Consider the following 23,064-nt stretch of genomic DNA (forward strand, 5'->3'; position numbering starts at 1 on the left):
CCGGGGGCCGTCGGCGTTCAGCCCCGGGGGCCCGACTCCGCGCCGTCGCGGCGCCCGGCCAGGAGGAATCCGCCGGCCAGCAGCCAGGCCAGGCCCACCTGCCCCTCGGTGGACGCCCAGGTGACGACCGTGGCCGCCGTGCCGTCGAGGGTCAGCCCGCAGAGCACGCCGATGACGAGCACGGGCAGCCCGCCGATGAGCGCCGCCGCGACCGGGCGCGGTACCGCGGACACCCGCAGGCAGGCCAGGCCCAGGACCGTCGCACCGACGTAGACCAGGTGCGCGAGGATCCACGCCGGGATCCCCACGGCCGCCACCACACCCTGGGCCTGCCCGGTGAGCGACCCGGCGACGATGTTGGTCAGGCACCCCGCCATGGTCGCGACGAGCCCGGCCGCGGTCAGCCCGCTCCCCCACGCGCCCGGGCGGCCCAGCGACTCCCGGTACCGGAGGCGGAGCACGGGGAGCCCGAACAGGACGAGCGCCATGGCACCCACCACGACCAGGTTGACCAGCAGATACGTTCCGGTCCCGGACTCCCCGCCCGGCAGCAGCCCGGAGGCCGCGAACACCACCGCGCCCACCGCCACCGCCGCCCCGGCGGCCCGGTCCCGGAAGGTGGGACGGGGTGGTGCCGCGGGGCCGCCGTTCCGCGTCGATCGCGCATGTGCCGTCATCGTCCGGTATCCCCGTTCGCGTCGCCCGCGGGCGCCGCCGACCGGCGGCGCCCGCAGCCATACTCCCGGCGGGCTCCCCGGGACGCCTCCCCCGGGCGCGGGAGCCCTCTCCCCCGCCCGGGGGAGGCCCGGCGAGCCTGACCGTGCCGGTACCCATCGCACACCCCCGGCCCCGTTTCCGGGCACACTCGCCCACGGCCGACCGCCCCGCCCCTCGGTCGGGGTCGCGGTCCGCGCCCACGGCCCCGCGGGTCATCACCGTCACCGGCCCCGCACACCCGACCCGACCGATACCCCTGTCGGAACCGAGGTCCGCCACGCTCAGGCGGGGTCGCGGTCCGCGCCCAGGGCGCCGCAAGTCATCGCCGCCGCCGGCTCCCGCGCGCACCCGACCCGACCGACACCCCTGTCGGAACCGAGGTCCGCCACGCTCAGGCGGGGTCGGCGGTACGGTCGCGGTCGGCGTCCAGGGCGCCGTGGACCATCGCCGCCACCAGCCCCCGCACACCCGCCTCGTCGAACGCCCCCACCGGCCCGGTGACCAGTGTGAACAGCGCTCCCCCGTACAGCGTGGCCAGGTTCGCCACCGCCCCCTCCGACACCGACGTCCCCAGCGCCGCGTGCAGCCCGACGGTGTCGGCCACCGCCGTCCGCTCCAACCGGCCCAGCACCGCCTCCAGCGCGGGCCGCCGCCGCGCTTCCATCCGGAGTTCGAAGATCGCCAGGTAGCGGTCCCGCAGCACGGTCGCCGCGCCCCACAGCGACGCGGCGATCATGTCGATCAGCTCGTCGGCCCCGGTCGGCCCGGCCATCCCCTCCGTCGCGGCCGCCATGTCCGCGAAGTGCAGTTCCAGCACCCGTTCGGCGGCGGCGACCAGCAGCGCCTCCCGGTTCCGGAAGTAGTTGGTGGCCGTCCCGGCGGGCACCCCGGCGCGGGCCTCCACGGCCCGGTGGGTGAGGCCGTGCGCGCCCTTCTCCGCCAGCAGCGCGATCGCGGCGTCGGCGAGGGCGCGGCGGCGGCGCAGGTTGGCGGGTGGCATGGGGCCGAGTATAGGAGTCGCCCGCTTACCACTACCATCGTATTGAATGTGGGGCGCGAACCAAGGCGTGGAGGGGATCATGAGCGGGAACACGTTGACGGCGACGGTGGTCGGCGGCGGCATCGCGGGGCTGGCCGCCGCGACCGCGCTCGCCCGGGCGGGATGGCGAACGACCGTACTCGAACGCCGCACCGGCGAACCCGAGGTCGGCACGGGCGTCGCCGTCCCCCGCAACGGCGTCGCCGCCCTCAACGCCCTGGGCCTGGACGACGGCTTCCTCGCCTCCCTGGGCCACACGACCGTCGGCACGGGTTTCCGCGACACGCAGGGCCGACCGATCCTCCTCATCCCGGACGACATCGAGGAAGTGCGCCACGCCGTCACCATCCGCGGCTTCGACCGGCGCCGCCTGCACGCCGCCCTGGCCGAGACGGCCCGCGCCGCCGGTGTGGAGGTCGTCCCGGGCGCCCGGGTCACCAACCTGACCGCGGGGGCGCCCGGCGGCCGGCGGGCCTCCGTGTGGTGGCGGGACCCGGCGGGCGGCGAGGTGCTGCGCGCCGACTCCGACCTGGTCGTGGGCGCCGACGGGATGTGGAGCGCGGTGCGCGGCGTCCTCTTCCCGGGGGTGCGGCCCACGTACAGCGGCAGCACCAGCTGGCGGGCGCTCGTCCGGGACACCGGACGCGACGGGCGGCTCTTCGAGTTCTGGGGGCCGGGCGCGGAGTTCGGCGTGATGCGGGTGAGCGACACCGAGCTGTACTGGTACGGCTACGTGCGCGCCCCGCGGGGCGCGGTCCTGGGCGACGAGCTCGCGACGGCCCGCGCCCGGTTCGACGGCTGGGCGCCGGAGGTCGTCGACCTCATCGAGCGCACCGACCCGGCCCACCTGATGCGGCACGACGTGTACCACCTGGGCGGCGGCCTGCCGACCTATGCGCGGGGCCGGGTCGTGATGGTCGGCGACGCGGCGCACGCGGCGCTGCCCACCATGGGCCAGGGCGCGGCGAGCGCGCTGGAGGACGCGGTGGCGCTCGGCGCGCTGGTCGCTGCCCCGGTCGCGGAGGGCGCGGACCAGGCGGAGGCGATGGACCGCTTCGACGCCGCACGCCGCCCCGCGTGCCGGAACATCGCCCGGCAGGCCGCGTTCATCGCCAAGGTGGGCGCCGACCTGGGCGGCGGCTGGCGGCAGTCGGTGCGCAACGCCCTCCTGCGCCGGGTGCCCACCCGCGCCCTGGCCCTCGCGGGCTCCTCGGCCGTGGGCTGGGACCCCAAGGAGTACTGAGGCACGGCGGGGCGTCCCCGCTGGCAAGCGCCCTGATGCGTATTCCTCGTCGGGGCGGTCACCCACGGGGAACGGCTTTCCCCGCGGCGGCCGGGGGTAGATGCCCCGGTGGAACACGGGAACAGGGGGAACCGATGAGCGACGCCACCACACCCGAACGCGGCCGCCGCGCCCGCCCGCTGCGCGGGGTCGGCGGTCTCAGCCGCGCCGAGCTGGACGCGGCCCGCGACCGGCTGCTGCCGGACCTGCTCGTGCCCGGGATGAAGGTGGTGTTCTGCGGGGTGAACCCGGGCCTGACCACCGCCGTGCGCGGGCACCACTTCGCGGGCCCGGGCAACCGGTTCTGGCCCGCCCTGGCCCTGGCGGGGTTCACCCCGCGGGTGCTGCCCCCGGAGCGGGAGGGCGAGCTGCGCGGGTGGCGGCTCGGGCTGACGAACCTGGTGGCCCGCCCCTCCCGCGGCATCGACGAGCTGACCCCCGAGGAGTACACCGAGGGCGCGGAGCTCCTGCGCGCCAAGGTCCGCAAGTGGGAGCCGGAGTGGCTGGCGATGCTGGGCGTGACCGCCTACCGCGCGGCGTTCGGGGTGCGGGGCGCCCGGGTGGGGCCGCAGGACGCGGCGATCGGCGGCACCCGCGTGTGGCTGCTGCCCAACCCCAGCGGCCGCAACGCCCACTGGACGCTCGCCGCCCTCGCCGAGGAGTACGCCCGCCTGCGCGAGGCCGCGGGCCTGCCCGACCTCAGTGGTTCGGAGTCCGGAACCACCGGCCCGCCCGCAGCGCGCTGAGGTCGGCGCCGGTCACGCCGGTGAAGACCGCGGCCGGCCCCGGTCAGGCGGGGGTGATGCCCTCGACGATCCGCAGGACCTCCTCCGGGTCGCCCTCGGCGGTGAGGTCCTCGCTCTGCTCCACCTGCGCCCAGTACGCGTCGTCCACGTAGGAGAGGTAGACGACCACCCCGGGCTCCGGGGAGAAGATCGCGGTCGACCCGTTGTAGTGCCCGTTGCCGTCCGGCAGCTCCCGGGCGGGCGAGTCGTGGAACTCCTTCTCCCTCTCGATCTCCATGACCTCGTAGTAGGTGTCGATGTCGGTGAAGTCGTCGCGCCGCATCACCGACACGTACAGGCTGGAGACGGCGACGGCCTCCCGCTCGGGCAGCACCTCGCCGAAGTCGTCGACCAGGTAGTCGACCTCGATGGTGTCGGCCAGCCAGGAGCGCTCGACCTCGTGCAGGTCGGGGGCGATGTGGCCCTCCGCGGCGGCCAGGGCCGTGTAGTCCAGGTCGTAGGGGGTGCCCGCGACGTCGTCGGGCAGGTGGCCGACCTCGTAACCGTTGAGGTCGCCCTCGGCGGGCAGGTACCCCTGCGCCTGGAGGAAGGGTGCGGCCTCCTCCAGGGACATGTGCTCGGAGGGTGCCTGGCCGTCCGCCCCCAGCGGCGGCAGCCCGTCCTCCTCCACCGCCCCGGTCGGGGTCGCTTCAAGGTCGGCGCCGGGGGCGCAGGCCGTGACCGCGAAGGCGAGGAGGCCGAGGGCACCGAATGCGATCTTTGCTCTGTTCGTCATACCCCCATCCTCGGGACGGCGGGCCCGTGGCGCCTGAGTACGGCTCCCCGTTCGTGCTGGGGTGTTCACCCGTTGTGCGCGAACCCCGGAACTGGTATGCCGGGCCGCGTGCGGGCACCCGCCCGCGGCCCGGCGGGGTCAGGCGGTGGCCGGGAGGGTGAACGCGGCCCAGGTGTGCCGCCCCAGGTCGCAGCATTCGCACACCGGCCGGTGCCCCCACACGGCGGCGGTGGCCTCGATGAGCAGCAGGCCCCGCCCGCCCTCGGCGAACGCCCACTCCTCGGCGGTGCGGGCGCGGGGGATCTCCGGGACCCGGCCGCCGGTGTCCCCGTCGTCGGTGAACCCGACGCACACCCGGTCGCCGATGGCCCACAGCGTTCTGATCACCTCCCCGCCGCGGCCGGAGGCGGTGTAGCGGACCGCGTTGGTGAAGAGCTCGCTCCCGCAGAGCAGCACCGAGTCCACCGTGTCGGCGTTGTACCCGTCGAGGTCGGCGGCCAGGTCGCGGCGCATCCGGGCCAGCTCGGACACCTCCCCCGCGTACCGGCGGGGTGCCCATGCGCGAACGCCCATCACACCCCCACCTCCCGACGGCGGTGCTGCTGGGCGACCCAGGCCCGCACCGCTTTCTCCAGGTCCGCCAGGTCCATCGGCGCGAACGGGTCGTCCTGTGCCGCGGGCTCGGGCGCGGGTTCGGGCTCGGGCTGCCGCGGGGCGAGCAGGTCCCCCGGACGCGGCGCGGGAACGCGGGCGGGTGCGGGCGCGGGGGGTTCGGCGGCCCCGGTCCAGCGGGCGAGGCGGGCGAGGGCCTCGGCCTGGGCGCGGTCGTCCCCGTTTTCAGCGAACGAACGTTCGTGCGCGGTGTAGTAGGGCCGAACGGGGGAGATGTCGTCGGCCGGGAAGACCTCCGCGGGCGGGGCGAGGGGGCGCGCCGGGGCGGATCCGCGCGGCAGGTGCACGGTGGAGCGCCGGGCGGGCTCGGGGTTCGCGGCGTACCGGCGAACCCGTGTTGACCTGCGGCGGGACCCGAGGAATCGGGGCCGGGAGTGGCGGCCGCGGGGAGGAGAGAAGAGCGCTAGGAGCAGGTGCAGGGCACGGCTCGAAAGCGCAGCGCTAAACTCGATCACGCTGGCAATCCTTGGAGTTTTAGAGGGTCAGTTGCTGGCCACGACCCCGGGCGCCTAACGAGCGTCGCGGGGTCACTGCGTTATTCGGTTGTGGGTTTGGGATCGAGATTAGGGGATCGGGGGGTGGGGTGGCCAACTTTCGGTGGGGGAATCTTGGAGGGGGTGGGGGAAAGGAGAGTATTCGCAGGTGGGAGGCCTGTGAGGACTTTTCCAGCAAAGGGCTTTAAAGTCGCCATTCGGTCATTCTGGAACGCGTGCCTTTTGTGTCCGGGCGCCGAACCGCCGCCCGCGCCGCGCCCCTCCCGGCATCCGCGACCGGGGTCTCCCCACCCCGCCGCCAGAGGGACCCGTCCCGCTCCCTGGACACCGGGACCACCGCGAACACCCCACCACCCACGCGTCCAGCCCCCTATCCCACGGCGCCCGGCGATCCCGGCCGCCTACGCCACCCCGACCGGAACCCTTCCCGCCCCCGCCCGCCGCCGCACCGCAGTGCCCCAACGCCCACGCATCCAGCAGCCCTCTGCCCGCCGTGCCCGGCCGGAGCCCTTCTCACCCCCGCGCACCACCGCACCGCAGTGCGCCACCGCCCACGCGTCCAGCCGCGCAGCAACGTCCACCGTCCTCGGCCGCCCCGGACCCCCGGGCGTCCCACTGACCCAGGCCCCCTGCCCGCGCCCGTGTCCACACCCCGAACCCCGCGCACCGTTCTTGTGGGGTCTCCCGCACCGTGGTGCCCCGCCGCACCACCGTGTTCACCGCGGCCATGGCCCGGCCGGACATCCCGTCACCCATACGGACGGCGCCCCTCCCCAGCGCCCAGGGACCGGCCACGGCCCCGACCGCCCAGGCCCCGCCGCACCGCGGTGTCCCGTCCGGGCGCCGGCCCCTCGGTATCCGGTCATCGGACCACCGGCGCCCGGCCGACCCGGCCGCCCCCGGCCCGGCGAACGCCCCCGCTAGCCGTGCGGGCGGTGCCCGTTCTCCGGCGCCCCGGGGCCGGTCTCCGCCGGTCCACCGCTCACCACTCCCCCGGCGCTGGCACCATCGCTTCCCGCCGGACCGGCCTCTCCGCCCTCGCCGCCGCCCGACGGAGCGATTCCCGACACGGGTCCGAGCACGGCTCCGCCTTCGCTCACCGGCACGGTCACCGTCCCGGGCACGGCCGACCGGGCCGCCGACGGGTCGCCGCCCTCCCCGGGTCCGGACCCCGAGTCCGGCCCGGCGTCCGGTCCCGCGTCTCCCCCGTCCGGCGGCACCGGCCCGGCACCGCCGTCGGCGCTCCCGTCGCCGCGCTGTTCCCGGAGCATCCGGCCCAGCTGCTCCACCTGCTCGCCGAGCTGCTCCAGGCGTTCCATGACCAGCTCGTGCTGCACGGCCTCCAGCTCCTGGTCCTCGACCCAGCGTTCCTGGTTGAACTCCTGTTCCATGGCGGTCACGATCACACCGATCACCAGGTTCAGCATGATGAACGCCGTGAGCACGATGTAGGTCACGAAGAACACCCACCCCAGCGGGTGCTTCTCCAGGACCGCGTCCGACACCTCCGGCCAGTTCTCCGTGGTGAGCAGCAGGAACATCGTGTACAGCGACGTTCCCAGGTTCCCGAAGAACTCCGGAACGTCCTCCCCGAACATCTGCTGGGCGATGATCGCCGACGTGTAGATGGTCACCAGCAGCAGCCCGATGACCGTCCCCATCCCCGGAACGGAGCGGAACAGGGCCGCCATGATCATCCGCATCTGCGGGACGGCCGTGATGACCCGCAGGATCCGCAGCACGCGCAGGATGCGCAGCACGGAGAACGGCCCGGTCGCCGGGATCACCGAGATGGCCACGACCAGGAAGTCGAACCAGTTCCAGGGCGCGCGGAAGAAGTCCCCGCGCCAGGCGTAGAGCTTGAGTGCCATCTCGATGACGAAGACGCCGACGATCACGTGCTCGGCGACCAGAAGATAAGGAAGGGCGGAACCCCCATAAGTCGCCCAACCCAAAATCCCCGCATTGACCAGAATCACCAACAGCATCACGTTGGAGAACCACTTGCTCTCCACCACACGGGTGACCTGGTCTCTGCGCAATGTGCCGTTCCCCTCCACAATTCCACCCCCGAATCGGACAGTGGACACCCACATATATCAAAGGGAGCCGAAGCGTCCCGCAGCGCATCTCCCCTGGCGCGCCGGGCCCACCGATCCACCCGGCCCCGGCCCCCTCCCGGCGCGGCCCGGGCCTGAGGAAGGATACGGGCCGGACCCGCCCGGTCACACCCGGCGCTCCCCGCCGCCGCAGGTCACCGGCGCCACTTCCATGCCGCACCCGTGCCCCCGCCGCCCCGGCTCCCCCGCCGGCGCGGCCCCGGGCGGCCGCCCTCCGGGCACGTCACGCCCGGCACCGGTGCGGCCCGACCGCGCCGCACCACCCGGGGCCGCGAGGACGCGTGTCGGCGCCGGGGCGATAACGGGTGGATGACGACCGGGGGATTCACGGGTGCAACGCACCACATCGCAATTCCGGCCGGAACACACTCCGCTCGCAAACCGGGCCGAAAAAGCACCAACGCAGGGGAATCCGGGAGTCGGCGGGGAAGAAAACCCCTCGAAGTCCCCCGGCGCCGGCCCCCGCCGGGGTTCCTGGGAGCGGGCGGCGCACTGGTATCTTCTCTGCTGGCCTCCGGCCCCCGCGGGTCTCCCCGAACACCCCTCGCCCGCACCGATCCCCGGGCCGCACCCGGATTCCGCCCCCGACCGAGGAAAGAGAGCCATGGCGGAGCTGAAGTACTTCACCGGAGCCATGAACTCCGGCAAGAGCACCATGGCCCTCCAGGAGCACCACTCCCGCGGCAGCGAAGGCGTGCTCTACACCCGCCAGGACCGCGCGGGCGCGGGCATCATCTCCTCCCGCCTGGGGCTGGTGTCCCCGGCCGTCGAGGTGACCGACGACCTCGACCTCTACGACGACGTCGCCGACCGCAAGGCGCCGTACGTGATCTGCGACGAGGCCCAGTTCCTGTCGCCCAAGCAGGTGGGGCAGCTGGCGGGTGTGGTGGACGGGATGGGGATCGACGTGTACTGCTACGGGATCCTCACCGACTTCCAGGGTCGGCTGTTCGCGGGATCGCAGCGGCTGGTGGAGCTGGCGGACAAGATCGAGGTGCTGCCGGTGTCGGCGCGCTGCTGGTGCGGCGAGCGCGCCACCCACAACGCGCGGGTGGTGGACGGCGTGATGGTGTACGAAGGCGAACAGGTGCACATCGGCGGCAACGAGTCGTATGCGACCCTGTGCCGCCACCACTTCATGGCCGGCGTCGCCTGAGCTGTCCCCAGGCCCCCGCCCCCTCTGGCCGCCGCCCTCATCGGCACCCCCGCCACAGGACGGCTACGAGCCGAGCCAGCAGTCAAGCTTGACCACCAGTAGTCAACTTTGACCATAGGTAGTCAATCTTGACTACCAGGGCTCAGCGGCCGTGCGGCAAAGGATGTCCCGACTCCACTTCGCCCTGGCAGGCACCTCTGGAACAGGGCCAAGGGCGAGAAAGTGGAAGGTCCCCGCCCACCGCCGCAAAGAGCGAAGGCCACCGGGCAGCCCTCCCCCCGACGGTGCCCCGCCCATGCGCACGGTTCACGACACAGACCGCGCCCTCCCGGCCACCCCACCCCCACCCACGTGGGTGCAACCCATCCAGGCCGGGGGTAGTTGCGCCGACCGTTGACCGGTCCATCTCCGCGTGCGGGGGCCATGCGGTACCGGGCTCGGCCGCCAACTGCGATCACGGTCCATTCCCTCGTACACGGGGGCCATCAGTCGAACGCCACCGCGAGCTAGACGAACTCAGGCCCATCCCCGAGTGTGCAGGGGGCGTGGTTAACGATCTGGGTGAACGTGGGGCGTCATCTCCGCGCTACATGCACCTCGGCAAAGCTTGGAGCGGCACCTCCGGACGCTGTGGCACGAGAGCGGTGCGGGCAAGGCTGGTGCCCAGCCCTGGCGGCCCGGTGGCCGGAGCCGACAGCACGTACGGAGCCCGGCGGCGAGCACGGCCGCCGACGCGGGCGGCGGTGGCCCGCTCCCGATCGGCGCCCGGCCGGAGCCTGCCGGAGGGTGGGACCGGGAAAGGCGTCCGGCAGCCGATGGCCGGGCGTCCCGGGGGGCGGTACCGGTGTGGGCAGGTGGCGGCGCCAGCGCGGGAGGGGCACCGGGGCGCTGCTCGCTGCGAGGGGTGTCCGCCGGGGCGGATGTGCCGAGCCGGGGCCGAGCCGCCGCGAATGGACTCCGGCCGCTTTCGGCCACCGGGGCTGCCGGAAGCACTTGGGGCTGGGGGCACCGGGGGCACCGCGGAGGGCGGCGTGAGTGGCCCAGGGGGCACCGGTGACGGCAGAGGTACCCCTGCCGACCCGACCCTGAGGAAAAGCGCACGCACCCTGCCGAAAACCCGGGGTCTCCCTCCGCCGAACCGGGGCCCACCCCTGATGTATTCGGCCGGGGGCACGACTAATTTCGATGTCACGGATACGCCCGCTCCCGGATTCGACTCCGACCCGATCCGAACTCGGAACCGGCTTCGGCCACGGCGGAGAGGGCGTGAATTCCCCGATGCCCGGTCACGGAATCGTCGGGACACGGAATTCACCGGCCACCGGCCGCCGATCCACCCCGGACCGCCCGGAGCGCCCCGAACCCGCTGCCCCAGGGCGATCCGCGCGGAGGCGGCCGGACCTCCGGCCCCGGTCGACGACGATCCGGGCCGACGGCCACGGCCTTTCCCCCAGCCGACCCACAGCAGTCCGCATATGTCAGACCGCGAATCCCGGAAGTTGAGGAGTGACAGGTGAGAACCAGGGATTCCCTGTATTTCCGGCACGCGTACAACGACCTCACCAAGAACAAGGGCGTCACCCTCGCCCTCACCGTCGTCCTCACCCTCAGCGCCTTTCTCATGGCCACCGGCGCCATGGTCATGGAGCGCACCCTCGGCTCGGTCGACCGCCTCTTCGAGCAGGCGCGGCCCCCGCACTTCCTCCAGATGCACCGGGGCGACCACGACCCCGACGCCCTGGCCCGGTTCGCCGCCGAGCACCCCGAGATCGACGCCTGGCTCATCGAGGACATGCTCGGCTTCGACGGGGCCTCCCTCACCTGGTCCCGCCCCTCGACCGGCGAGACGGGCGACCTCGGCGACAGCCTCATCGACAACCTCTTCGTCACACCCAACGAGGAGTTCGACTTCCTCCTCGACGAGACCGGGAGCGCCCCCACCCCCGCACCCGGCGAGGTCTACGTCCCGGTGACGTACCAGCAGCGGTTCGGCCTCCGGGTCGGCGACGAACTCGGCGTCGGCACGGACACCGGCGTCCACCGGCTGAGCGTCCAGGGGTTCGTGCGCGACGCGCAGATGGCGTCGTCGCTGTCCTCGGCCACCCGCTTCCTGGTCTCCGAGGACGACCACGCGGCGCTGGCGGCGGCCGGGGGCGGCGCCCCGGAGATCATCGTCGAGTACCGGCTGGCCGACCCGGCCGGGGCCGCCGACCTACAGCGGGCGTACGAGGCCGACCCGGACCTGCCCGCCAACGGCCAGGCGGTCACGTTCACGATGATCCGCCTGCTCAACACGTTCAGCGACGGCCTGGTGGCGGTGGCGCTGGTGTTCGCGAGCCTGCTCCTCATCGCGATCTCCCTGCTCAACCTGCGCTTCGTGATCCGCGGAACGCTGGAGGACGAGGTCCGCCAGATCGGCGCGATGAAGGCCATCGGCATCCCGGACCGGGAGATCTCCCGGCTGTACCTGGCCAAGTACAGCGTCATGACGCTGCTGGCGTGCGCGGTCGGCGGGGTCCTGGCCGTCTTCGCGACGGGGCTGCTGACGCGGGGTGTGCAGGTGAACTACGCGCAGGCGCCGCCGGGGTTCGCGACCTTCCTGGTCCCGCTGCTGGCGCTGGCGCTGGTGTTCGGGTTCGTCATCGGTGTGTGCCGGGGTGTGCTGCGCGGGGTCGCGCGGATCGAGGTCGTCAACGCGCTGGTGCACGGGAGCGTCCTGGACGAACGCCGGACCGCGCGCCGGGCCGGGAGGCGGGCGCGCCGGGTCCGGCGGACCGGGCTCGCCCCGGAGGGCGCGGGCGCCGACACCACGCCCCGGGGTCGGGACCGGGACCAGGCCCGGAGTCGGGACCGGAGCCAGGGCCAGGGTCGGGACCAGGCCCGGAGCCGAGACCGGAGCCAGGGCCGGGGCACCCGAACGGACACGCGAACGGGCGCCCGAACCGGCATGCGAACCGGCACGTTCCCCGGCCTCGGCGTGAACGGCCGCCTGGTCCTGCTGGACCTGCGGGCCGAACTCGGGCAGTGGGCGCTGGTCCCCGTCGTGTTCTTCCTCGCGGCCGTGCTCATGACCCTGCCGACGAACCTGCTCAGCACCTTCGAGAGCCCCCGGTTCGTCACCTACATGGGCGCCCCGCAGAGCGACGTGCGCGCCGACCTGCAGTTCTCCGACGACGTGGACGCCGTCCGCGCGGCCCTGCTCATGGACATGCACCGCGACGACCGGCTGACGGACGTGCGCGCGTTCGCCAACGTGCCGTTCCGGGTCCGGGGCGAGGAGGGCTGGGAGTTGCTGCGCGTCGAGGTGGGCGACCACACGGGCCACACGGTCGAGTTCGTGGAGGGCGGCCCGCCGGGGCCCGGGGAGATCGCGCTGTCCGTGCTGAACGCGCAGGCGTACGGGGTCGCGGCCGGGGACGGGCTGACCGTCGGCCGCGACGCCGCCGACGAAACGGCCGGGGCGGACGGGACGGCCGAAGCGGACGCGGCGGACGAAGCCGACGGCGGGGCAGGGGAGCCCGGGCGGACCGGGCCGGCCGGGGAGCCCGAACGGACCGAGACCCTCACCGTCAGCGGCGTCTACCAGGACGTCACCAGCGGCGGGTTCACCGCCAAGGCACCGGGCGAGGTGACGTCCGGCGCCTCCGGCTACACGGTCTACGCGAACACGGCCGGGGGCATCGACCCGGGCGAGGTCGCCGCCGACTACGGCGAGCGCTTCCCCACCGCCGCCGTGATCCCGGCGCAGGAGTACGTGCAGCAGACCCTGTCGTACGTGACCGACGCCCTGCGCGGCGCGGCCGTGCTGTCGGTGGTGTTCGGGGTGGGGGTGGCGGTGCTCATCACGAGCCTGTTCCTCGAACTGCGGCTGACCCGGGACCGCCGCAGGATGGGCGTGCTGTCCGCGCTCGGCTTCTCGGCTGGCGAGATCATCGCGCAGGTGCGGGTCAAGACCCTGCTGGCGGTGGCCGTCGGGACCGTGGCGGGCCTGGTGTTCGCGGCCACGGCCGGGGACACCGTCGTCGGAACGCTGCTCGCCGCGGCGGGGCTGGGGCTCGCGGACCTGACGTTCCTGCCGAACCCGCTGCTGGTCTACGTGGCGTATCCGCTGGTCCTGGTCGGCGCCGGATACCTCGGCGCCGTGTTCCTCACCGGGCGGCTGCGCGGTGCCGACAAGAGCGCATGGCTCAGAAGCTGACCGGGGTGACCGAGGTTCCAGGGACGCCAGAGGTGACAGAAGTGACAGAGAAATGACAGGGGCAGGGATGACGGACACACGCGAAACGCACAACGGCCACCCCGCCCTGGAATGCCGCGGGCTGGCCAAGGCCTACCACTCCACCGACCCGCCGACCAGGGTCCTCAACGGCATCGACCTGAGCGTGGACCGGGGCGAGTTCCTGGTGGTGATGGGGGCGTCGGGTTCGGGCAAGTCGACGCTGCTGTACAGCGTCAGCGGCATGGACCGGCCCACGGACGGGAGCGTGCACCTGGAGGGGAGGGACCTGACCTCGCTGGACGACACGGAGATGAGTCGCGTCCGGCTGACGCGGATGGGGTTCGTGTTCCAGCAGGCGTACTTTCTGGAGAACCTGAACATCCGGGACAACATCCTGCTGCCCGCCCTCAAGGCGGTGCCCCGGGGCGACCGGGCGGGGCGTGACGCCGCGGTCTCCCGGGTGGACGCGCTCATGGAGCGGTTCGGGATCGCGCACGTGCGCAGGCACGGCATCACGGAGGTGTCGGGCGGGCAGTTGCAGCGGGCGTCGATCTGCCGGGCGCTGGCGTGCGAACCGTCGGTGCTGTTCGCCGACGAGCCGACGGGGGCGCTCAACAGTTCCATGTCGGCCGAGGTCATGGACACGCTCACCGAGGTGCACCGGGAGGGGGCGACCCTGGTCATGGTCACGCACGACCCGGCCTGCGCCGCCCGCGCCGACCGGGTGATCTACCTCCGCGACGGCGCCGTGGTGGACTCCCGACACCTGGGTCCGTGGAACGCCGAGACGGCACAGCGGCGCGAGGACGACCTGCTCGGCTGGCTCCGCGGCCTGGGTTTCTAGGACCCCGAGTGCCGGCCCCGGCGCACCACCGCGTCGGGGCCGATGCCCCGGGCGGCGATGTCCGGGGCGGTGCCGCCCGAGGCGGCGATGTCCCGGCGGACGGCGTCGGCGAAGCGGGTGCGCCGCCGCCAGGGCCGGGAACGGCAGGGGTTCCGACCAGGTGTCGGGCTCGAAGGCCGAGCCGTCCCGCCACCCCTGCGGTGAGTGCTCCACCGGTACCGCACCGGGTTCGGCGTAGGAGAGGGAACGGAAGGCGAAGTCGCCGGGGCCGCCAGGGCTGCCGGTGGTGACGACGGTGGCGGCGGCGGTGGCGGCACGGTGCAGCCAGGCGACCGGGGCGTCCGCCGGCTCGGCCACCGGAAAGGCGTTCTCGGCGAAGAGCACCCGGCCGTCGCCGTGGCGGATCGCCAGGTCGGCCTCGATGTCGATGAACAGCACCGCACGAGGCGCGGTACCCGGGCGGTACCCGCGGCGGGCCAGGTCGTCCGCGTTCAGGTTCCGGTAGGTGAACTCCACGGTCACAGCGGCCTCCTGCAAGTGTCCCGCAGGGCACCCGTGGGCGAACGTACCGCGCCGCGTCCTCGGGCACAGGGGTTCCACGGGGGGCAGGGTCAGTACTCGGCGTAGATCTCGATGATGTTGTCCTCCGGATCGCGGAAGAAGAGGGTCCGGTGGCGCCAGTCGGGCAGGTCGGTCGGGCCGCGGAGGATGGGCACGCCCGCGGCGAGCAGCTCGGCGTGGCAGGCGTCCACCGCCGGGGGCGGGACGCGGAAGGCCAGCTGGACGGAGGCGGAACCGGGTTCGTGCGGGCCGTCCTGCCAGGCCGGGCCACGGCCGCGCGGGCGCAGGGTGAGCAGGGTGGCGCCGATGCGGAAGCTCACCCAGGTTCCGAGGTCCTGTTCGACCGGGAAGCCCATGACGTGCTCGTAGAAGGCGCGGGTGGCCGGCAGGTCGCGGCAGAGCAGGACGGTGTAGTCCAGGGAGCGGATGTCCTTGAGGCTCACGGGGCGGCTCCGGGGGTGGGGGTTCAGGGGCGGGGCGGTGGGGCCTTGGGGCACCGACCGTGTCAGGCGATCGGGGCGGTGGGAGAGGGTGGAGGAAACCGAGGGCAGCACCATGTCGGCGGAACCTCGGCTCCCCCTTACATCCACCCTAGGGAGGGGGCGTAGGGCGGGAAAGCCGCTCGCCTCAGCCTGTGGATAACCCGCTCCATGCGGCATCACCACCCCAGGTGACCGGTTCCCTCAGGCCCGTCCCCGGCCCGACACCCCCGCGCCGTTCACTCCGGGATCAGGAGCGAGAAACGGGTATCCAGCCTCTGCACTACGCCCTCGGCCTGGCGCTTGAAGTCGTTCTTCGGGATGACACCTGAGTTGACGTCGGAGACATCACCCGCGAAGGCGAACGTGTAGACAGCGCTCCGTGTCCGCGAGACGACCGAGTAACGGTTCTCCCCGGCCTCACCCACACCATAGAACGACCGGGATTCTTCGGCCCAGGCATGATCATCCACCTCAACAGGTCCGGCGTATTCCTGCTCGGCCTCTGATATTTCATCCGCGAAAATCTGCTCCGCCTGCCCATCGCGATCCGCGTTCGCATCGAACACGATGGCCTGGTAGGAGAAGTCCATCTCCCATAGAGCGGACGCAGTGTTCACGCCGTATGAAGGCTGAATGGCAAACGAACATTCACCTGTCACCTCTCGGCGGCTTCCCGCTTGGAAGCCATCAACTTGCGCATCATCCGCGTCAACGCTGGAGAAGGTCTCCTTGATGGTGACATCAGAGATCCGGGGAAGGTAGTTCTCGCAAACGTTGAGATCGCCAGGAGGCAGCTCGTCCCTCGGCGTCCCTGTCTGCTCGACTCCGGCGATCTGGGAGCCCTCATCCGTTACCCCTGCCGAGGTGGCGCGCAGGAAAGAGCCGGCGATAAGCGCAAGCACACCGAAGACACCGAAGGCCGCCAGCGTTCCACAGCCGAAAACCGTGAGTGCGGCCTTCCACCCGTGCAATCCCTGCTTCTCGGGCGGTGCCTTCTCATCAACCACGGTTATCCTGCGCCTCCAGTTGGGCCTTCACATCGGGGTGTTCGAGCGGACGGGTGAAACCCACGATGTCCGACCGATTGGGGTCATCGTACTCGCGCACCGCGATCGGTCCACAGTTGGTGCACCAGGCCTCCACCATGAGGCCGTCACCGATCACCATTCCCATATGTCCAGGTCCCGGCGGTTCTCCCGCTCGGGTCACATCAAAGAACACCAGGTCACCGGGCTGTTCCTCGCCGGCCGGAATCTCCGGACCGAATTTCCACTGGTCCTGGGACACCCGGGGGACCGTGACACCGATGCTCTCGTACGCCTTCATCGTGAGGCCCGAGCAGTCGAACCCGTCCGGCCCGGTCCCGCCCCAGATGTACGGCTTCCCCCGCTGCGCCAGCGCCCAGTCGACCACGGCCTGCGTCAGCTCGTCAGGGGCGCGGCCGATCGGCACCCCGTTCTCGTCCAGCTCGCACAGCACAGCGGTCCGGATCGGATCCGAGGTGTTGTAGTCGCCTTCGGCGTACCGGTCCGCCCACTCCAGTACGTCGTCCACGTACCACCAGGCGTGGTTGTATCCGAAGATCGCCTTTCGCACGTCGTCCTGAATGCCGTGCGCGATCAGATAGTCAGCGGCGGCCGGAATGGCATCGGCGGGGTCGTACACATTGACGATCCCATCGCCATTGCCATCCACCCCGTACCCGTTCTCCGGCCGGTCCTCCACCGCCTGGATCGGCTCGCCGCCCCAACTGTTCCCGGCGGCGGAACCGTCCAACGACCCGAACTGCATCGGGCCGGCCGCACCCCAGTCGTTGTGCCCCTCCGTGATCCCGGGCCCCTCCCACCTCCCGTGGTGGGACTCCACCTGGCCGACCCCGGCGAGGATGTTCCACGGGATCCCCCGGTCCTCCCCCGCCTCCTGGTACAGCTCCAGGTAGTTCTCCGGGATCGAGTCCATCGCGTACCCGCTCGCCCCGGGCTGCTCGGCGTCGGCATTCGGCGCGCACACCAGACCGTTCGCCATGAGACCCGCCAGCTGATTTCCCGTACTGGTGATCACGGGGATGACGAACATCGCCACCATGATCAGTACCGCGACACCGATCGCGACCCCGCCTCCGAGCCACCAGCGCACGGCTCCCCGGTCCCCGGAAGCGCCGAAATAGGAGAGCACCGGATCACTCCTCCCCGAACTGCCCGGCGTCGGCGGGCTGGAAGTCGAAGACCTTCCAGGTCCGCCCTTCCTGGACCACGGTGATCGCGAACTCCCCGAGTTCCTCGTCGAACTCGCGGTTCGCCGTCTCGGTGATGGACTGCGCCGTCACCACAAAGGTGATCGAGCTGCTTCCGAACGTTCGGATGGACTCCACCTCGGCACGCCCTTGCGCGATCGCCTCGGCCTCCGCCATCTCCGCCCAGAAGGCCCCGGCCCGGGAGGACTCGGCCAGCACATCGGCGTATTCATCGGTCGCCAGCGCGCGCATCGAGTCGTAGTAGGCCTCGGGGGACCCGGTGTAGTCGATCGTTCCGTAAGCCTCGGCGAACGCCCTCGCCGTCATCCCCGCCGTTCGGAGTTCCTCCTCCGGGAAGGGGAACCAGCCCAGCACATCCACGTCGTCTTCCGCCGTGGTCGACAGCGGACTGGGTTCCACACTCGACAGGTCACTCGGGGCCCCGGCGCTCCCGCCGTTGTCCCCCTGCGCGACCTCCGGTTCGACCGGGGCCTCTTCGGTCCCCCCACCGCCGAAGCCGCCCATGCTGAAGTACACACCGGCCCCGACCAGCACGACGATGAGTCCGATGAACACGAACCTCTGGGCACGCTCAGGAAGGGGGTTGGGCATCGTCAGGGGCCTTTTGTCGTCGTCTTGTCGTCGTCGGTCGAGGCGGATCAGTCGTCGTTCAGCCAGAAGGGCACGTCACGCTTCCGGTCCCGGCGGGGAGAGTTGGAGCTCTCTCCCCAGAAGGGGGTGATGGGAGCATTGTCTTTGCTCTTGCCGGAACCACTCAACCAGCCGCCCTCGCCGTCTCCGCGCCGACGCTCCGGAGCCGCCGGTGCCGGACGGCTCGGGCGCTGCGGGGCCTGGCGTTCCCGACGCTCACGCGGCGCACCCCAACGGGACCCCCGGGCCTCGGGGTTGCCCCTCGGCGGGGTGTCCTCCCGGGCGTCGAAGATGCCCCGGCCGGTGCTCGGATCGGGCCGTTCCGCACTCGCGGCACGGCCGATCCCGGCCGCAGGCGCGGAGCCACCGCCGTCCCGCCGTTCGGAACCCCCACCGGAAGCGGTACCGAACACCGAAGCCCATCCGGTGTCACCGGCACCGGTGTAGCCACCGCTGGGGCGGGGCGGAATGGCGCCGCTGCGTCCGCTCAGATTCGGTGCCTCGTCAGCGGTGCGTCTGGCACCGGAAGTGCGAGCGCCACCATCCTGGCGGCTGACGTTGAGCGGCGGCGCGGCCCCGTTGTCGCGAACCCGACCGTAGCCGCCGGTCCCCCGCACACGGGCCGGTTCGGCGGCCTCTCCCACGGTCTCCTCCGTGCCCCTGAAATCGGCCGCCGCCCCGGTACCGGCCGGGATACCCGCAGCGGTTCCGGCGATGGCGGCGCTGTTGCGGCGCCCCCAGTTCTGGGCCTTGAGGTAAGCCACGGGGGGCAGAACCGTCGCACTCTTCGAGAGGACCTGGCTGTTCGCCGCGTCCCCGACGACCCGCGAGGTGAAGGAGTTCGCGTTGACCGACGAGAACAGGTAGGCGAAGGGCTTGCGGTAGACGAAGAGAGCCAGTGTGAACAGAGCCAGCAGGATCATCTGGAGGCCCCAGCCCAGGCTGGTGGACATGACCATTCCGTAGCACATGACCAGCAGGGATATCAGGAGCACGACGAAGATCTGCTTGAGCAGGAACCCCACCATCAGCTCGACCCAGCGCATCAGCACCATTCGCCCGTAACCCGGATGAATGCCGATGAGCAGGAAAACCGGGGCCAGCATGAACAGCACCACAAAGGCGATCTTCAAGACGATGAGAGCCACCGATCCGGCGAGGATCAAGCCTCCGGCGAAGATCGACGCGAACAGAGCCAAGGTTGCGACGCCCAGCCTGCTTCCCTGGTCCTGCCCGGAGAAGAGCGGGTAGACGCTCGGATAGGTGGACTGGATGTCCGACGCTATCGCCTCGTAGGCTTCCTGCTTTTCTTCGATGAGGGTCGTGGCGTCCAGCTCGCCGTCGCGAATCTGCTGCTGCTCGATACGGCTGACTCCCTGAGCCGCGACCATATCCATGGCGTGGTCGATGGAAGCGTCCTCAGCGGTGGCCCCGTTCCCGAACTGCCCCGCCACCCACGGCTGGCAGACCAGGCTCGACCACAGCATGTCCGCGTTCCGCCGCACCTGGAAGTCCGCTTCCGACTCCCAGTCCGCCTTCTGCGGAGCCTCCGCCCCCGGTGGGCAGGTACCCGACCCACCCCCGTAGGGAATCTGCCCCACCGTGCTCGTCACCAGCTGCCCACCCGAGTTGACCAGGCTGCTCGCCAGCCCCATCACCTGCGCCGGGTTGACCATGATCCACAGCCCCAGCGCCGTCGCCCCGACCATCCAGACCGTCGACTCGATGGTGAGCGTCATCCGCTTCCGGATGAGCCCGTACCACCCCAGCCAGATCGCGCCCAGGATGACGACGGTCGGGATCAGCGGCCGCCAGATCCCTTCCCGCAGCGTGACCACGACGTTCTCCACCAGTTCGTTGAAACTGGCGAGCAGCCCGTCGGAGGTCGCCGCCTGGTAGACGGTGATGGTCGACTGGTTGATGGTCTTGGACAGGTCCCAGGCCGTGTTCGCCAGGGTGGCCTGCGGCCCGTTGGTGATCCCGTCGACGCACGACTCGGTGATCATGTGCCACTGCTGCCCGGCCGTCCCGTACTGCCCGTACATGCTGGCGTCGGGGGGAAGTCCGTCGGGCGATCCCTCGATGGCCGACTGGGACTGGGGCGGCACCAGCAGGCCGTCGGAGCCGCTGCCCGCGGATTCCGGCAACGGTGCCGGATCGCCCGGGCACAGCGGATTCGCCTGGGCCGAGGTGAGCGGCAGGACCAGGAAGCCGGCCAGCATGAGGAACGTCATCAGGAGGCGTCGCCATCCCCGCCGTCGGACGTGCTGATCCGTCATCTGCTGGCTCCTGCGTCGTCGGTCGGTGCCCTGGGGTCATGATGGCGGACAACCGTGAGGCCCGGGCCTCCCCCGGTGGGCGGCGCACGTTCTCCCACCGCGCGCACTCACGTGCACACCGGTGTGAGGCCGTGCGCGACCACAAGGCCCCCGGTTGTCTTTACCCCATCTTCTATGGTGCTCCATCACGGGGTTCGCGTACGGGTACAACGCGATGGGTTTTCGGGTTCTCTATCCGACCACACCCGAACTGGGGGTGACAAAGGGTTCACATATCAATGTTTCCCCAGGTAGCGGACATCATCGGCCTTGCACAAGCCCGGGAAAACTCCCATCCGCAATTACCCCACCCGCCACTCCTTATGATCGGCGTCACACCTCAACCCGTGTCCAAAAGTGGACACTCGACGGGCAATCGGACTGGTACGCGGTGCCGACCCCGGCTTCTGCGGAAACCGCAGCCGGGTTTGTCGTAGGACCGAAAAGAAGTTCTCCGGAGAGGTCCACGGAACCTGCTCCCCGCGCACCACACCCGCAGCCGCACCGCACCCCCGCCCCACACGTTCCCGCACCCTCCCCGGCCCCCTTCCGGCCGACGGGCACGGGTTCCGGGGCCGGCCGCCGTCCGCACCGTTCCGGGCCCCCTGCCTCCCCTTCCCCGGCTGTCCTGCGGAGGACGGCGGTCCTGCACGGCGCCCTGTTCCCGCGCGGGTGCGCCGGAGTACCGGAGAAGCGTTCGCGGGGCGTCCGCGCACTGTCCGGGTGGACGCCGGCGGCCTTCCGACCGATCCTGGGAGGACCGCGATCGGTGGGGTCCGGGACCAGGGCGGCCCTGCACACGCCTGCGCCGTTCCGATGGCCGGTGGCTCGGTGACCGCACGGAGCACCGCCCCGGTATACCCCTAATGCGACCGGTGCGGGCATGATGGGGGGCTGCGGACAGGGCCACCGAAACGGACAGGGCGGGCAGTGACCGACATCAGCCACGCGAGCGGTACCGACCCTACGGGCGGCACGACCGATACCGCGGACGCGGGCGGCTCCCCCGGGGTGAACGGCGATGCCGCCCCCTCCCGGTACGACCGGCCCCCGCACCCGCTCGTCATCGCCGCGGCCGGAGTGGTCGGGGCGGGCGCGCTGTTCGTCCTGGGCGCGCTCTTCAACTTCGTCCTCATCTTCAGTGTCGGAGGTGTCGAAGGATTCGACACCGGCGTATCCAGCCCGGCAAGGCACGTGCAGGCCGTACTGTTCGTCACGGTTCCTTTCGGCCTGCCGACCGTCCTGGTGCTGGCCGTCATGCTGTGGTGGGCACGAGTACGCCGCCCCCTGGCCGCGGCGGGGCTGCTGTTGCTGATCGCGGTCCTGTGCATGGCGGTCTCTGTGGTGCAGGATCTCTGGTTCCCGTTCGCCCCCGAACCGCTCTTGTGGACGCTGTTCGGCTACCTGGCCATCGGTGGGGCCGCCCTGGCGGCCCTGCTGTGGAGGCGGGGTCTCGGGTTCACCGCGGTGCTGGCGGTAGTCCCGCTGCTGGCATGGACGGCGACGGTGGGAGGGTGGCACGCGTACGTTCAGGCGCAGCACACGGAGGCGACCACCGCCGGCCTGACAGGGTTCCGGGACATGGCGGACGGTGCGGGCCCGGGGTTCGTGCTGCTGGACGCCGCGGGCTGGGAGGCCCGGCACGCGACGGCCTTCCACGAGCCGGACCCGCATTCGATCCTCATCTACGAGAACCCGGACGGCAGGCGTGTGTCGCTCGTCCAGGGGACCGACCCGATGAACGGTTCAGGGGTCGCGGACCCGCTGCGGGAGGGGTGCGACGCACCCGGAACGGAGTGCTTCGAGTACCCCGCGCCCGCGGGTCTGGGGGAGGACACGGCGGTGCTGCGGATCCCCGCGGAGACGGATTACGGAGAAACCGACCGGATCCGGATCCAGGTGGCGGGGGTCGTGCTGACGCTCGGCCGATCGGGCCCGTGGGAGCCGATGGACGACATGGAGCCGGGCCACCGGGCCGGGCCGCTGCCGGATGCCTTCGCCGAGGAGCTGGTCGGGCTGCTGGACCACCTCCGCCCGGTGGAACCCGACGACCTGAGGGAACTGGCCGAGGCGGACACACGCTCCCTCGCCGAGATCTACTGACGGGCCGCCCGCCCCGGGGACCGGACGGCCCGGGTCGGGCCCGGAACCCCCGCGGTGCCGTCGACCCCGTGGCGGTGCGGTGGCCTGTCCCCGTGGCGGAACGGCCGGGGCGATGACACATCCGGCCCCCTGGCATCGGCGTCGCCTCTCCCCCACGGCAGCGGTGCACCGGACCGTCCCGACGCCGCGCTTCCCCCGGGGCGTGACACGCTCCACCGCCCCTGACCCCGGGCCGCCTCTCCTCGCGGTGGCGACATTACCCGGCCGCCCTCCGGCACCGGCGCCCTCTCTCCCCTCTCCCCGGGGCGATGACACGGCTCCACACCCGGTGGACGCGGGAGGGCGGCGCCCCTCTCCCCACAGCGACGCCGCGACACGGCGCCGTCCCGCCCCTCAGCGGTGGGACGGCGCCGCGCCCAGCCGCTCCTCCAGGAACGCGGCCCAGGTGCGGGCGCCCCGGTCGGCGTCCGGGCCCGCCAGGTTCTCCCCCGCCCGGTACGCGCGCCCGGCCGCGCCGGGGATCGGCAACGGTACCGTCGGGCGGCGGGTCCCCCGCGCCGCCAGGTAGGTGCGCAGCAGGTCCGCCATCGGCAGCACCTGCGGCCCGGCCAGGTCCGCGACCCGGCCCGCGGGTGCGCCCACCGCCCGCCCG

The 23,064-nt window shown here is 72.1% G+C and carries 16 protein-coding genes and 2 pseudogenes; 6 read left to right on the plus strand and 12 right to left on the minus strand.

Translation table 11 applies throughout. From position 1 onward, the window contains the following. Positions 1 to 17: 17 nt before the first annotated feature. Positions 18 to 677: a hypothetical protein gene (locus ACJOT3_RS14960; RefSeq protein ID WP_406973086.1), complete on the minus strand. Its 660-nt coding sequence runs from the start codon at positions 675 to 677 to the stop codon at positions 18 to 20. 431 nt (positions 678 to 1,108) lie between these two features. Further along, on the minus strand, positions 1,109 to 1,717 hold the full coding sequence (locus tag ACJOT3_RS14965; protein WP_406973088.1) for a TetR/AcrR family transcriptional regulator: 609 nt from the start codon (positions 1,715 to 1,717) through the stop codon (positions 1,109 to 1,111). 79 nt (positions 1,718 to 1,796) lie between these two features. Between ACJOT3_RS14965 and ACJOT3_RS14970 the strand changes: the two genes are divergently transcribed. Then, the gene (locus ACJOT3_RS14970) at positions 1,797 to 2,999 is read left to right on the plus strand and encodes an FAD-dependent monooxygenase (protein WP_406973090.1); all 1,203 of its coding nucleotides are present in this window, start codon (positions 1,797 to 1,799) and stop codon (positions 2,997 to 2,999) included. A gap of 134 nt (positions 3,000 to 3,133) precedes the next feature. Then, positions 3,134 to 3,784 (plus strand): G/U mismatch-specific DNA glycosylase, encoded by a 651-nt coding sequence (gene mug / locus ACJOT3_RS14975; protein WP_406973092.1) that lies wholly within the window; start codon positions 3,134 to 3,136, stop codon positions 3,782 to 3,784. 43 nt (positions 3,785 to 3,827) lie between these two features. On the opposite strand, the gene ACJOT3_RS14980 is transcribed toward mug, so the two are convergent. The 4 genes and pseudogenes from ACJOT3_RS14980 to ACJOT3_RS14995 form a co-directional block, all read right to left on the minus strand. After that, positions 3,828 to 4,559, minus strand: a complete 732-nt coding sequence (locus ACJOT3_RS14980) for a hypothetical protein (protein ID WP_406973094.1) — start codon at positions 4,557 to 4,559, stop codon at positions 3,828 to 3,830. Positions 4,560 to 4,697: 138 nt separating this feature from the next. Beyond that, positions 4,698 to 5,132 (minus strand): ATP-binding protein, encoded by a 435-nt coding sequence (locus ACJOT3_RS14985; protein ID WP_406973096.1) that lies wholly within the window; start codon positions 5,130 to 5,132, stop codon positions 4,698 to 4,700. Beyond that, complete coding sequence (locus ACJOT3_RS14990; protein ID WP_406973098.1) at positions 5,132 to 5,686, minus strand: hypothetical protein; 555 nt, start codon at positions 5,684 to 5,686, stop codon at positions 5,132 to 5,134. Before ACJOT3_RS14990 ends, ACJOT3_RS14985 begins: the two co-directional genes overlap by 1 nt. A gap of 1,247 nt (positions 5,687 to 6,933) precedes the next feature. Beyond that, positions 6,934 to 7,713 (minus strand): annotated as a pseudogene (locus ACJOT3_RS14995) (ion transporter); the annotation flags it as partial. Between the two features lie 736 nt (positions 7,714 to 8,449). On the opposite strand from ACJOT3_RS14995, the gene ACJOT3_RS15000 reads away from it, so the two are divergent. The 3 genes from ACJOT3_RS15000 (at position 8,450) to ACJOT3_RS15010 (ending at position 14,064) form a co-directional block, all read left to right on the plus strand. Beyond that, positions 8,450 to 9,001 (plus strand): thymidine kinase, encoded by a 552-nt coding sequence (locus tag ACJOT3_RS15000; protein ID WP_406973100.1) that lies wholly within the window; start codon positions 8,450 to 8,452, stop codon positions 8,999 to 9,001. A 1,513-nt stretch (positions 9,002 to 10,514) separates the two neighbouring features. After that, positions 10,515 to 13,199, plus strand: a complete 2,685-nt coding sequence (locus ACJOT3_RS15005; RefSeq protein ID WP_406973102.1) for an FtsX-like permease family protein — start codon at positions 10,515 to 10,517, stop codon at positions 13,197 to 13,199. Positions 13,200 to 13,266: 67 nt separating this feature from the next. Beyond that, positions 13,267 to 14,064 (plus strand): ABC transporter ATP-binding protein, encoded by a 798-nt coding sequence (locus ACJOT3_RS15010; protein WP_406973104.1) that lies wholly within the window; start codon positions 13,267 to 13,269, stop codon positions 14,062 to 14,064. Between the two features lie 611 nt (positions 14,065 to 14,675). Here ACJOT3_RS15010 and ACJOT3_RS15015 read toward each other — a convergent pair. From ACJOT3_RS15015 to ACJOT3_RS15035, 5 genes are all read right to left on the minus strand, one after another. After that, entirely contained in the window at positions 14,676 to 15,068 is a 393-nt protein-coding gene (locus ACJOT3_RS15015; protein WP_406973106.1) for a VOC family protein, read from the minus strand. 275 nt (positions 15,069 to 15,343) lie between these two features. Continuing rightward, complete coding sequence (locus ACJOT3_RS15020; protein WP_406973108.1) at positions 15,344 to 16,114, minus strand: hypothetical protein; 771 nt, start codon at positions 16,112 to 16,114, stop codon at positions 15,344 to 15,346. Next, positions 16,107 to 17,192, minus strand: coding sequence for a C40 family peptidase (locus ACJOT3_RS15025; RefSeq protein ID WP_406973116.1), 1,086 nt, complete (start codon positions 17,190 to 17,192; stop codon positions 16,107 to 16,109). Before ACJOT3_RS15025 ends, ACJOT3_RS15020 begins: the two co-directional genes overlap by 8 nt. 94 nt (positions 17,193 to 17,286) lie before the next feature. Continuing rightward, on the minus strand, positions 17,287 to 17,952 hold the full coding sequence (locus ACJOT3_RS15030) for a hypothetical protein (protein ID WP_406973110.1): 666 nt from the start codon (positions 17,950 to 17,952) through the stop codon (positions 17,287 to 17,289). Between the two features lie 47 nt (positions 17,953 to 17,999). Next, the gene (locus ACJOT3_RS15035) at positions 18,000 to 20,270 is read right to left on the minus strand and encodes a type IV secretion system protein (protein ID WP_406973112.1); all 2,271 of its coding nucleotides are present in this window, start codon (positions 20,268 to 20,270) and stop codon (positions 18,000 to 18,002) included. 969 nt (positions 20,271 to 21,239) lie between these two features. On the opposite strand from ACJOT3_RS15035, the gene ACJOT3_RS15040 reads away from it, so the two are divergent. Further along, positions 21,240 to 22,412 (plus strand): hypothetical protein, encoded by a 1,173-nt coding sequence (locus tag ACJOT3_RS15040; RefSeq protein WP_406973114.1) that lies wholly within the window; start codon positions 21,240 to 21,242, stop codon positions 22,410 to 22,412. A gap of 393 nt (positions 22,413 to 22,805) precedes the next feature. Here the strand turns inward: ACJOT3_RS15040 and ACJOT3_RS15045 are convergent. Next, positions 22,806 to 23,064 (minus strand): annotated as a pseudogene (locus tag ACJOT3_RS15045) (NAD-dependent epimerase/dehydratase family protein); the annotation flags it as partial.

Source organism: Nocardiopsis protaetiae (assembly GCF_045446735.1).
Classification (GTDB): domain Bacteria; phylum Actinomycetota; class Actinomycetes; order Streptosporangiales; family Streptosporangiaceae; genus Nocardiopsis; species Nocardiopsis protaetiae.

What these genes read in the sequence shown, in the direction of transcription:
- ACJOT3_RS14960 (WP_406973086.1), bottom strand. Translation starts at nt 677, where the DNA reads ATGACGGCACATGCGCGATCGACGCGGAACGGCGGCCCCGCGGCACCA.
- ACJOT3_RS14965 (WP_406973088.1), bottom strand. Translation starts at nt 1,717, where the DNA reads ATGCCACCCGCCAACCTGCGCCGCCGCCGCGCCCTCGCCGACGCCGCG.
- ACJOT3_RS14970 (WP_406973090.1), top strand. Translation starts at nt 1,797, where the DNA reads ATGAGCGGGAACACGTTGACGGCGACGGTGGTCGGCGGCGGCATCGCG.
- mug (WP_406973092.1), top strand. Translation starts at nt 3,134, where the DNA reads ATGAGCGACGCCACCACACCCGAACGCGGCCGCCGCGCCCGCCCGCTG.
- ACJOT3_RS14980 (WP_406973094.1), bottom strand. Translation starts at nt 4,559, where the DNA reads ATGACGAACAGAGCAAAGATCGCATTCGGTGCCCTCGGCCTCCTCGCC.
- ACJOT3_RS14985 (WP_406973096.1), bottom strand. Translation starts at nt 5,132, where the DNA reads ATGGGCGTTCGCGCATGGGCACCCCGCCGGTACGCGGGGGAGGTGTCC.
- ACJOT3_RS15000 (WP_406973100.1), top strand. Translation starts at nt 8,450, where the DNA reads ATGGCGGAGCTGAAGTACTTCACCGGAGCCATGAACTCCGGCAAGAGC.
- ACJOT3_RS15010 (WP_406973104.1), top strand. Translation starts at nt 13,267, where the DNA reads ATGACGGACACACGCGAAACGCACAACGGCCACCCCGCCCTGGAATGC.
- ACJOT3_RS15025 (WP_406973116.1), bottom strand. Translation starts at nt 17,192, where the DNA reads ATGGTGGCGATGTTCGTCATCCCCGTGATCACCAGTACGGGAAATCAG.
- ACJOT3_RS15030 (WP_406973110.1), bottom strand. Translation starts at nt 17,952, where the DNA reads ATGCCCAACCCCCTTCCTGAGCGTGCCCAGAGGTTCGTGTTCATCGGA.
- ACJOT3_RS15035 (WP_406973112.1), bottom strand. Translation starts at nt 20,270, where the DNA reads ATGACGGATCAGCACGTCCGACGGCGGGGATGGCGACGCCTCCTGATG.